The organism is Chryseobacterium lathyri (genome assembly GCF_030812195.1).
GTDB lineage: Bacteria > Bacteroidota > Bacteroidia > Flavobacteriales > Weeksellaceae > Chryseobacterium > Chryseobacterium lathyri_A.
Window position 1 is genome coordinate 72,302 of record NZ_JAUSSF010000002.1, and the last position, 11,742, is coordinate 84,043.

Genomic DNA, 11,742 nt, shown 5'->3' on the forward strand with positions numbered 1-11,742 from the left:
AAACCATTTACAATATATTATGAAAAAACTATTATTCGGAGCTCTCGTTCTGGGCTTCATGTCAGCTTGTAACAGTGATAATATTTCCAACCAAGAGGATATATCACAAGAGCCGGGAAATCTTTCAAGCTCTATAGCATCAAAAAGAGCCTGTCCTTCTGACATTATAAGGGAAAAGGCACTCAAAAGCGATCCAGCATTAAGAGCCAGATTTGAAGCTAATGAACTGCAATCTGAGAAATTTTCAAGGGACCTTACGATGGGTAAAGTGCTCGCAGATGGAACAGTTGAAATCCCTGTTGTCTTCAATGTGATCTACAATACTTCTACTCAAAATATTTCCGATGCAAGAATTGCAGAGCAAATAGCAGTTCTTAATGCAGATTACGGCGCTACCAATTCTGATATTACTCAAATACCATCAGCATTCCAGCCTTCTGCAGCCGGCGATGTAAAAATCCGCTTTAAACTAGTGGCAACCAACCGTAAGCAAAGTACAAAAACGGGATGGAGATCCGATCTGGAAGAAATGAAAAAATCAACTACCGGAGGTATTAATGCTACTGACCCTACCAAAAACATGAATATCTGGGTTGTCAATTCTATCCTTGATGAGAACAGCCAGCCAGGAACACTAGGATATGCCTATTACCCTGAATCTGCCGGTTTATGGTACGACGGACTTGTCATAGGGTACCAATATATAGGAAAAACAGGTGCCTCCGCCCCGTTTAATTTAGGCAGAACTGTTACCCACGAAGTAGGTCATTATCTAAACCTGCCTCACCTTTGGGGATCAACCAATACAGGCTGCCAAACAGATTACTCCAGTGATACTCCTACTTCTCCAGGTCCTAACTTCGGAACACCATCATATCCTTTAAACAGAATTTGTGGAGGAGTAAGCCGTTCTCAGATGTTTATGAATTATATGGATTATGTAGATGACAAAGCTATGTTTATGTTCTCTGCAAATCAAAAAACAAGAATGCAGGCAGTGGTGGCTACAGCTGGGCCAAGAGCCGGACTAAGACAATAGATATCTGATAAATTCAAATAAAATAGCCTGGATTAATTTTTAATTCAGGCTATTTGTTTTTATAATTAATTCTGCATGTTTCCTAAAAAATCAGATTCAAAAATATCAGAATGAAAACATTTTTTTTAAAAAAAGTTACTGATCAGGACCACCTCATCATATTTATTAATAGCGTAATAATAAATAAAATAATCTACTTAAAATCCATACAAAATAAAATTACGTTATACTTTTAAAAAAATAATTCAATTAATTTATAACTCTTAAAATTAACAATAAATCAAATTTACGTCAAATAACATATGAAATGCATAATATTTTAAACCAAATATTGATATATTTTTAATAAAATATTAAAAACATGTTGCATAATAATTTCAAATAATATAAATTCACCACCAGAAACTATAGAAAATAAGAGCTTATGAAAAAATTATTATTTGGAGCAATTGTATTAAGCTTCATGTCAGCTTGTAACAGCGACAATATGTCAAACCAAAATGAAAACCCTGCAAATGAAGAGGTTTCTTCAGCTGATATGTTCAAAAGGGGATGTGCATCTGAAGAAGTAAGACAGGAAGCATTAAAAAGCAATGCTCAACTTAGACAAAAGTTTGTAACATTAGAGGCGAATACAGAAAAATTCGCTAATGAATTAAAACTTGGAAAAGTTTTGGCAGATGGTACTGTAGAAATTCCGGTTGTTGTCAATGTATTATATAAAACCACTGCAGAAAATGTATCTGATGCCAGAATCGCAGAGCAAATCGAAGTTCTGAATGCAGACTTCACAGGAACAAACGCCGATGCCAGTAAAATCCCTGCTGAATTCCAGACTGTAAGCGCTGGTGACACGAAAGTAAAATTCAGATTGGTAAATACCATAAGAAAAGCTACAAGCAAGACAAGCTGGGCAACTAATGATGATATGAAGAAAGCCTCTAAGGGAGGAATTGATGCTACAAACCCATCCAATTACCTAAACATCTGGATTGTAGGTAAAATGACCAGCCAGGGAAGAACTATTCTTGGATACGCTACATTTCCTGAATCTGCAGGATTATGGAACGATGGTGTAGCCATTGCCGCTCCATACTTTGGAAAAACAGGAGCAGCTTCACCTTTTAACTTAGGAAGAACTGCAACACACGAAGTAGGACATTATTTAAATCTTAGACATATCTGGGGAGATGCAAGCTGTGGTAATGACCAGGTTACAGATACTCCTACACAGACTACTGCCAATTATGGAAAACCAACTTATCCATTATACAACACATGTAGCGGTGTTCAAAGATCTGTAATGTTCATGAACTATATGGATTATGTAGATGATGCTGCAATGTTTATGTTCTCAGCAGGACAGAAAGCAAGAGTTCAATCAGTAGTTGCTTCCACAGGGGCAAGATCTGGATTAAGACTTTACTAAAATTTAAATTAACTCATAGAAAAGCCTGAATTTCTATTCAGGCTTTTCTTTTTATAATGACTTTGTATTATTTTCGGGTGTATAATCCATAAACATATCTCCGTCCAGGGTCACCGATTTCACTTTCTTTTTAATAGGAATAGCAAGATCTGCCTGCTTCTGGTTCTTTTCCCATAAGGAAGGTGAAAAATGAAGCTTTTCAACAGATCCGTCTTCATAATTTAAAACGGCATCAAAAGGAATCACAAATCCGCCCACATTATCTACATTGACTGTAAGAAGATCGTTGAGCTGTGAAATATCAGTTATTTTCAGATCAATATAATTATTGGTATAGAACCAGTTTTGAAAGAACCAGTTCAGATTTTTTCCGGAACCTGTACTCATTGAATTAAAATAATCCCACGGTACCGGGTGCTTTCCATTCCAGTTGCTCATATAATGCAGAAGCGCTTTCTTGAACAGTTCATCTCCTAAATAATCTTTCAAGGCAAGATAAGACAAGGATGCTTTTACATAGGAATTGTTCCCATATCCTGCTCCGCTTACCTGCGTGCTCATTGTAATAATCGGCTGATCCTGCTCCGCAGAAGGGTCATTGATCCATTTTTTGACACGGAAATTTTTATAGAATTCTTTTGCTGGAGCTTCGCCGTTTTCATCAATACCGATCAGGTACTCAAGGGTAGTAGCCCAGCCTTCATCCATAAAAGCATAACGGGTTTCATTGATTCCCATATAAAAAGGGAAATAGGTATGAGCAATCTCGTGATCTGCGGTAAGCCTTGCATCTCGAAGATCATCAGGAATACTTGTATCATTAATCATCATTGGATATTCCATATCTGCATATCCTTGAATAGCAGTCATTACATTATAAGGATATTCCACTCCTGGCCATTTCTTTGAGAACCAGTCCAGATTATAGCGCATCCAGTCTACATACTGCTCAAAATCCTTCGCACCAGCTTTATATCCTGCCTGAACACTTGCCCTTTTTGTTTTTAGCTGGACACTTGCTCCGTCCCAAACATAATGGCTGCTTAAAGCAAAACAGAAATCCGTAATATGATTCGCTTTGAATTTCCACACATTCCATTTATTCTGCTTCGTCACTTTTCCGGCTTTCATTTCCTGCTCGGAAGCAATATGAATCACTTTATCGCTCTTCAGAGACGCTTTGTACCTTTTTAAATATTCCGGCTGAAGCACAGCATCAGGATTCAGAAAATCTCCGGTAGCCCATACTACAAAATTCTTGGGGGCAGAGATGGTAAAACTGTAATCATTAAAATCATTATAAAACTCCTGTCTATCCGAATGGGGAAGCATATCCCAACCATTATAATCATCATAAACAGAAATTCTCGGGAAAGAATAGGCTACATAAAAAGTCTCAGAATCTATCTGCCCCTCTCTTCCGCTCTGTACAGAAAGCGGATATTCCCATTCTATTTTCACATCAGCTTTTGCTCCGGCCTTAAGTGCTTTATTCAGCTTTATTCTTTCTACGGTTCCCCAGTCATCACTGTTTACTGTATATTTCTCACCATTTATAACCATCGATTTAATATAAAGACCTGAAGACAGAAAATCTTTGGATACAGAACCTGATCTCGGCGATTGTGGCTTATGAAGGTTATTTACAAATCTGATCGCCAGTTCGTGAAGTTCATCCGGGCTGTTATTGATGTATGTGATCGTTTCTTTTCCTGAAACCGTTTTGCTTCCTGCATCCACTTTTACCTCAACATTATAAATCCCTTTATTCTGCCAATAGTTTTTGCCCGGAGCACCGGAAATATCCCGGGTTCCTTTTTCATAGGCTTTCTTAATATTTCTAGGTATATACAGCTCCTGGGCAGCGATATGCTGCATTGAAACAGTCAATACCAGAGCATAAAGAAATCGTTTCATATCTCTAATTTTTAAAAATAAGTACCAAAATTAGGGAAAATGTCACACAGAAAAGGAATTTCTTTTATAATAATGTTTTATGGATATTAGTTTTATTTTTCAGAAAGGAAGACAGATGCATAAGTATAGAAAATACCATATTTCTCAAATTAATAAGTAGCCACCGCTTCCCAGTTCCCTATCACAGCCTATCCAGCTCCTCCGTTTTCTTAATCGTTTTAGCATTTTTCACAGCCTGATTCCCAAAATTGAATTTAATAGAAAAGGTAAATCCCTGTGTATCTCCATAATCCAGGAAATAATTGTCCTGATTGGCATATTTTGTACTTATTTTCTGCCCCATCGTCCTGAAAATATCATTAAAAATAAATGATGCTTCCAGTTTTTTACCGAAGAATTTACGGTTCATTACAAAATAAGCAGCCCATGCACTTGAGATCGTGAAAGTTCCCTGTATCCCCGGCGAGTAATATTTGTGACCTAATTCCATCTTCCAGTCATTGCCTTTATCCAAAGTAATATTTACAGAAACATTCGATACCCAGTTCCATACCTTATTTTTATACAGAAGATCATCAATTCCTTTGAAGTAATTTTCATTGTGCTCCAGATTTTCTGAAAGAATGAGCGTCCACCAGGGTTTGATCTGGAAGCTCTTATACAGGCTTGCCCCAAAAGCCTGTCCTTTTTCAATATTGGTAAAATAATAGATCAGATTGCTCGTACTGGGCTCCTGAAATGAAATTTCCATGGATGGATAGATTTCCTTCCGGTAGTACAGATCCAGATTCCAGCCTTTCCAGGAATAGGTAAGATTCAGATTATGAATAATCGTAGCCTTCAGTTTTGGATCTCCCTGATAATAAGAGAACAAATTGTAGTAAGATTTTGCGGGATTCAACCAGGAATAAGATGGTCTGCTGATCCTTTTCCCGTATGAAAAACCAAATTCATGCTTACTTTCCGTTGAATACTGGGCGTAAAAAGTCGGGAAAAGATTCCAGTACTTATTTTTGTTCCGTTCATAAGGCTCGGAAACCAGACCTTCCAGATCCGTCATTTCTGCACGGAGACCACCTTTAAAATTCCACTTCCCAAGATTGTAAGCCAATGATGAATAGGCTGCAAAATTATGTTCCTTATAGTCAAACATACTGCTTTTTTCGGGCCGGAGTTGCAGGGTTCCGTTTTCATTATCAGAAAAATCCAGTCTGCTTATTGTTTTGACAAAGCTGTACTTCATACCGGATTCGAACTCAAGTTTTTTATCTTTCCACTGATAATCGGCCTGTGTAGAATACAGCTGAACATCTGTTTTATTTTGGGTGAAAAAATTATCATCCCTTGGCGTCTCTCCTCTAAAATTCAGATGAGTCAGTACATCCTGATATTTATCCACGTTATTCCCGGTAAAGTAACTGATCCATGAAATGCTGCTCTTCTTATTAAGTTTTCTGTCTACCTGAAAACTCAGTGAATTATTGATCGTCCGGGATTGATGATCATTAATCGTTGTGTAGTCAGATTCAACAATATCCTGACTGTTGTAGATCAATGTAGGCACAACGTAAGTTCCAAAGGATTTCGGACTGAAGTACCCTGAGTAATTCAGACTCAGATTCGTCAGACTGTCAATTTCATATTCAGCATTGAAGTTAACTGTATTCTGCGCTTTGTTTTTATCCTTCCGGTTCATGGTACTTACCCACCTCGTCCAGCTTTCCTGGTAATTCACATAATCGGTTCCCTCACGGTAATACGTTCCAAAACCCCTGTAATAACTTCCCATCAGTGAAAGCTTATCTTTTTTGTAATACTGGGATACTCCCACAACTCCTTTTGCATATTGGGTCTGAACATATTTTGATGAAACAATTCCACGGTAGCCTTCAATTTTATTCTTCTTCATCACAATATTCAGAACTGCACTGCCGGACGCTTCATATTTTGCAGGCGGATTGGTGATTACTTCTACGGATTTTATTTCGTCTCCCTGTGTGTTTTCCAGTAAATTTTTGAGCTCATCCCCGGTCAGCATTATTTTTTTATCATTGATGGTCACCAGAATTCCCGTACCACCTTTGATGGCAAGAACATCATTATTTACCGTTACACCCGGCGTTTTCTTTAAGATCTCCCATGCATTGAGCGAAGAAATATTGCTGTTTTCCACATTGAACTCCAGACGGTCTACTTTCCTGGTGACTATCGGTTTCTGTTTGGTCATAACAACAGCGTCTATTTCCTGAGTCTCTTTCTTAAGAATGATTTTTAAAGGGTTTTTCTCCTTTTGCAGATCTATCATTTTTTCAAAAGGAATGTAATCTGTTTTTTTAGCCGTTATTTTTATAGAGTCAATGGAGATTCCTTCCAAGCTGAAATAACCATTTCCATCTGTGTTCAATGTTTTGATCAGTTCATTTTTTAAATTATAAACTTTGATCTCTACAGAAGATATTTTCTCACTTCCGGTATCTGTCACTGAACCTTTGATAATCTGTACCTGTGCAGACAGCAACATTGGAAAAAGCAGCAAAAGAAAAATTTTATACATAATTGATTCTGAAAAGCATGGATGTTATTTTGCTTGACAGTTCAAAATTCAGTATTTACAGAGAGAATTTCGGTTAATGGAAGGTTAATGGTGAGTTAATGCCGGCAAGGGAAAGACTAAAGTTTTATCTTTGTTTCAATGATATCCAAAAGTAAATATCTTATTGCCCTTTTCGCCGCGCTATTCCTGCTTCTGCTCGGAATACAGGCCTATTTTATGTACAAGACCTATCAGGTAAAGGAACGGGAGATCTATAGGATTGTGCATGAAAAAATCACCAACTACACAGATAATCTGGAAGATCTGGGCGGTATAAAAAATAAAACGGATGACTCTATTCAGAAAATACTGATCAATTATCACGACAAAAAGATCAGCAAGAAAGAGTTTCTGAAATATTTTAAAAAGAACAGAAAAGATAATGAAGCCTGCCTGAACAACTATGTGGACAACACTTTTAAAAAAGGAGGATATAAAATTGCAATAAAGATTGAGTATATTTCTATAGTTTATCTTCCTGACGGTTCACATCTCATCGACCGTCCACTGGTTCTTTATGAAACCACCAATAAAGTGACCAATCCGAGAATATCCAGTACGGGAACATGGGAAACCACTTCAACATCCTCTGCTAAAAACGGTAAGCCCGGCAGAAATGATTCCTTTCTCGTCAAAAGCAACACCGGATTTGAAATTTTAAATATCAAAAGTATCATATTTAAAGAGCTGGCTCTGCTTACGGTCTGCTGTATTGCTATTCTTGCAAGTGTTCTTTTGCTTTATATTTTCACGGTTAGAAATTTAGCCCGCCAGCAGAAACAGGTAGAAGTTCTCCACACGGTTGTGGATAATATCTCCCATGAATTCAAAACCCCGATCGCCACTTTAAAGATCGCTTCAAAAGCTTTAAAGAAGGAATGGAATCCTGATACCTTACCTTTGATTGACCGACAGATCAGCAGACTGGAAAACCTGATGCTTCAGCTTCACAAGGATGAAACGGCCGGAGAAGTTCTGTCTGTAAAGCCTGAAGACTGGAGCTTTTTTGTGCAAGACCTCGCCTTTACTTATCCTGAGACAAATTTTGAACTGATCAGCCAGGTTTCAGAAGAGCTTCCTTTTGATAAAAATCTCATGGAAACCCTCCTTAAAAATCTTGGTGAGAACAGTGTAAAGTATGGAGCTTCCCAAATAAAAATCAATATCAGCGACAGTTCTCAACATCTTAAAATAGAAGTCAGCGATAATGGCTGCGGTATTGAAAAAAAAGAACTCAATTCTATTTTTGAAAAATTCTATAGGATACAGTCAAATAATATTCATAATACCAAAGGATTAGGGCTCGGGCTTTATTTCGTTAAAAAGATCGTCTCCAAATACGATGGCAGCATAAACGTTTCCAGTCTTCCCAAAGCCGAAACCACTTTTAAAATATCCATTCCCTATGAAAACTAAGATCCTTTTGGCAGAAGACGACCCGGATTTCGGAATGATCCTGAAACAGTATCTTGAACTGGAGGGTTTTGAAGTGGCTTGGTTCCAGAACCCGGAAGATATAGTCAGTCTTTTAAATACCGATTTTCCGTTTCACATCGGCATTCTGGATATTATGATGCCCTCGATCGACGGTTTTTCCTTAGCAAAAATGATCTTAAAGGAGAAAAACAATTTCCCTTTACTTTTCCTCACCGCCAAAAACCAAAAAATAGACCGACTGATGGGTCTAAAAATAGGAGCTGATGATTATATTGCCAAGCCCTGCGATCCGGAAGAGCTGGTTTTAAGAATCAAAAACATTCTTAAAAGGACTCAGCCGGCTGTTTCACCACAAATAAAGATCGGAAGCTATTCTTTAGATACTGAAAAACTCCTGCTTTCCCATCCTGAAGAAAATGTCCGCCTTACAATCCGGGAACTCGAGCTTCTTTTGTATCTTCTGAAATACAACGGCACGATGATCAAAAGAGATGACATTCTGGATAATCTCTGGGAAACGAATGATTATTTTACAGGAAGAAGTCTTGATGTGTTTATCAGCCGGCTCCGCAAATATTTCATCTACGATCCCCAAATAAAAATCCAATCCCTGAGAGGCATTGGATTTGAAGTTGATTTCCCGGTGAGCTGATCCCGATTAATAAGAAAGTTCCGCCAATACCGGAAAGTGATCCGATGGATACAACAGATTTCCTCTTCTGTCGTTGATGTGTCTCTGGGATTTTATTTTGAACCCTTTTACGAAAATATAGTCGATTCTGTCTTTGGGAATTTCATTTACATTGAAAGCGGTAAATGTTCCTTTTGGTCCGTAAGGTTTTGTTTCGGAATGATAGAAGCTGTCATTCAAGTTCTGCGAAAGGATTTTTATCGGCTCCGAATCTTCTGTTAAATTAAAGTCACCACTTAAGGTTACCGGAAGATTTTTAGGATTCATCTCTATGATCTTTTTCAAAATAAGTTCGGAAGATTTCACTCTTGCCACATTTCCAATATGATCAAAGTGGAGATTCATTGCCAGGAATTCTTTTTTGGATTTTTTATCTTTAAAAAAAGCATAGGTACAGATTCTGTTCAGAGCAGCATCCCATCCTCTTGACGGTGTTTCCGGTGTTTCCGAAAGCCAGAATGTTCCGGATTTTATGACCTGAAGCCTTTCCGTATCATAGAAAATAGCTGAAAACTCTCCTTTTTCCTTCCCGTCATCTCTTCCTACTCCTACATAATCGTAGTTTTTAAGGCCAGCTTTGATATCTTTCATCTGCTCTGGAAGCGCTTCCTGAACTCCGAAATAATCAGGGTGATAATAATTCAACAGATCCACAGCATCCTGTTTTCTTTCCGTCCATGCATTTTCTTTATCTGATGTAACCTGCAGCCGGATATTGAAACTCATCACTTTAAGATCTTGCGAAAGCCCCATCGCAAAGAACAGCAGGGACACAATTGAAAATCTGAAATTCATAATCTATTTTTAAATTAGAATAACAAAAATAGAACATCTTTTTGAGAGGTCATGAAGATTTAGGGATACATTATTGTTAATTTATGGAGGGAAAGAGCGAGGACAGAAGTTAAAAGTGGTAATGAAATCCCCGATGAAGCATTTTACGCCTTTAATAGACTGATTCATTGGAATAAGTTATATTATTTCTGCGATAAATTATAAAAAAACCCGGAATCGTTACAAATCCGGGGCATTTTATAAAATTTTAATTAATTGGTCTTTTTTGCTTTAATCATCGCTTCAAGCGCATCCCACATTTCCTTTGGAATATCTTCAAGCATGTTGAATTCTCCGGCCCCCTGAAGCCATTCTCCTCCATCTATGGTAACAACTTCACCATTCATATAAGCTGAATAGTCTGAAACCAGATAAGCCGCAAGATTAGCAAGCTCCTGATGCTCTCCCACTCTTCTCAAAGGGACTTTTTTCCTCATATCGAATTTTTCCTGCAGATCTCCCGGAAGCAACCTGTCCCAGGCTCCTTTGGTAGGGAAAGGTCCCGGCGCAATCGCATTGAAGCGGATGCCATATTTTGCCCATTCTACCGCTAAAGATCTGGTCATGGCCAGAACTCCTGCCTTCGCACATGCTGAGGGCACTACATAAGCAGATCCAGTCCATGCATAGGTTGTTACAATATTTAAAACAGTTCCCGGGCTTTTAGAATCAATCCAGTGTTTTCCGATAGAAAGGGTACAGTTTTTTGTTCCTTTTAAAACAATATCCAAAATAGAGTCAAAAGCTGAATGTGTCAGCCTTTCGGTAGGTGAGATGAAATTCCCTGCCGCGTTGTTCAAGAGAATATCAATTCTTCCGAATTCTTTTAACGCAGCTTCTTTCATGGCTTCCACCTCATCCCAGTTTCTTACGTCACATGCAACACACAGAACTTTCCCTCCGGTTTCCTCTTCCAGTTCTTTTGCAGTTCCCTGTAACTTCTCCAGGTTACGGGAAGTGATCACCACTTTAGCTCCCAGTTCCAGAAAATATTTGGTCATTGCTTTTCCCAGACCGCTTCCGCCTCCTGTTACAATAGCTACTTTATCCTGTAGTGCACCTTCGCGCAACATTGGCTGTGTATATAAATTCATATGATTTTATTTTTTCCTAAAAATACTAAATATTGAATGGATGCCATTGAAAATAACGGGATAAATAATAATGTTATAAATAGTTATTCTCCTCCTATGCTTAAAAATCTTACAGCAAAACAACAGTAATTTATAAAATAAAAGATAAAAAACTAATTATAGATCAGGAAAATCATAAAAAACAACCCTGTAAAGAATTACAGGGTTGTTTTATAATGGCTGGTTGTACAAACTTTTATTATGAAACTACTCCTTTGAAAGAAAGTGTTTTCGGAGCTTTGTTATCGCTGGTTGTAACGTTCACTGTTTTCATAAATGCACCTTTGCTCGCTGCATTATAGCTTGCTTCCACAAATCCTTTTTTTCCGGGAAGGATCGGCGTTTTAGTGTAATCTGCTGTTGTGCATCCACATGACGGAGCTACATTCTCGATCACGATCGGCTTTGAAGATGTATTGGTAAATTCAAATCTGATAAGCTTCGGTTTTCCCTGAGGGATGGTTCCAACGTCTATCGATTCTGATTTCCATTTAATAGCATCAGCAATCATTTTTACGATTGAGTTGCTTTCAGCAGGAAATACATTGGCATAAAACGGAGAGAATGCCAAAACGGCTAAAAGTGCTGTGATTTTTAATTTTTTCATGAGTATAAATTTTAATAGTTACAAGATTAAAGGAACTGATTATTATCTTTTAATATAGCAAA

General features: G+C 37.8%; 9 protein-coding genes. 4 read left to right on the forward strand and 5 right to left on the reverse strand.

The genetic code is table 11. The features are described from left to right. Positions 1–19 precede the first annotated feature (19 nt). Both J2T03_RS10525 and J2T03_RS10530 read left to right on the forward strand, forming a co-directional pair. Positions 20–1,039 carry a zinc metalloprotease gene (locus J2T03_RS10525; RefSeq protein ID WP_307211155.1) on the forward strand — a complete coding sequence of 340 codons (1,020 nt, stop codon included), beginning with the start codon at positions 20–22 and terminating at the stop codon, positions 1,037–1,039. A 424-nt stretch (positions 1,040–1,463) separates the two neighbouring features. After that, a complete protein-coding gene (locus tag J2T03_RS10530; RefSeq protein ID WP_307211156.1) occupies positions 1,464–2,468 on the forward strand; it encodes a zinc metalloprotease in 1,005 nt (334 codons plus the stop codon). A 51-nt stretch (positions 2,469–2,519) separates the two neighbouring features. Here J2T03_RS10530 and J2T03_RS10535 read toward each other — a convergent pair whose 3' ends face one another. Further along, complete coding sequence (locus J2T03_RS10535; protein ID WP_307211157.1) at positions 2,520–4,385, reverse strand: M1 family metallopeptidase; 1,866 nt, start codon at positions 4,383–4,385, stop codon at positions 2,520–2,522. A gap of 181 nt (positions 4,386–4,566) precedes the next feature. Continuing rightward, positions 4,567–6,939, reverse strand: a complete 2,373-nt coding sequence (locus tag J2T03_RS10540; RefSeq protein WP_307211158.1) for an outer membrane beta-barrel family protein — start codon at positions 6,937–6,939, stop codon at positions 4,567–4,569. A 138-nt stretch (positions 6,940–7,077) separates the two neighbouring features. On the opposite strand from J2T03_RS10540, the gene J2T03_RS10545 reads away from it, so the two are divergent. Together J2T03_RS10545 and J2T03_RS10550 are read left to right on the forward strand one after the other, a co-directional pair. Continuing rightward, positions 7,078–8,394 (forward strand): sensor histidine kinase, encoded by a 1,317-nt coding sequence (locus tag J2T03_RS10545; RefSeq protein ID WP_307211160.1) that lies wholly within the window; start codon positions 7,078–7,080, stop codon positions 8,392–8,394. Beyond that, positions 8,384–9,067, forward strand: coding sequence for a response regulator transcription factor (locus tag J2T03_RS10550; protein WP_306840349.1), 684 nt, complete (start codon positions 8,384–8,386; stop codon positions 9,065–9,067). Before J2T03_RS10545 ends, J2T03_RS10550 begins: the two co-directional genes overlap by 11 nt. A gap of 6 nt (positions 9,068–9,073) precedes the next feature. On the opposite strand, the gene J2T03_RS10555 is transcribed toward J2T03_RS10550, so the two are convergent. The 3 genes from J2T03_RS10555 to J2T03_RS10565 all read right to left on the reverse strand — a co-directional run bounded on the left by J2T03_RS10555 (position 9,074) and on the right by J2T03_RS10565 (position 11,680). After that, positions 9,074–9,901, reverse strand: a complete 828-nt coding sequence (locus J2T03_RS10555) for an endonuclease/exonuclease/phosphatase family protein (RefSeq protein ID WP_307211163.1) — start codon at positions 9,899–9,901, stop codon at positions 9,074–9,076. Positions 9,902–10,152: 251 nt separating this feature from the next. Further along, positions 10,153–11,034 (reverse strand): SDR family oxidoreductase, encoded by an 882-nt coding sequence (locus J2T03_RS10560; RefSeq protein ID WP_034703011.1) that lies wholly within the window; start codon positions 11,032–11,034, stop codon positions 10,153–10,155. A 238-nt stretch (positions 11,035–11,272) separates the two neighbouring features. Then, complete coding sequence (locus tag J2T03_RS10565) at positions 11,273–11,680, reverse strand: DUF1573 domain-containing protein (RefSeq protein WP_306840351.1); 408 nt, start codon at positions 11,678–11,680, stop codon at positions 11,273–11,275. Between the last annotated feature and the right edge of the window lie 62 nt (positions 11,681–11,742).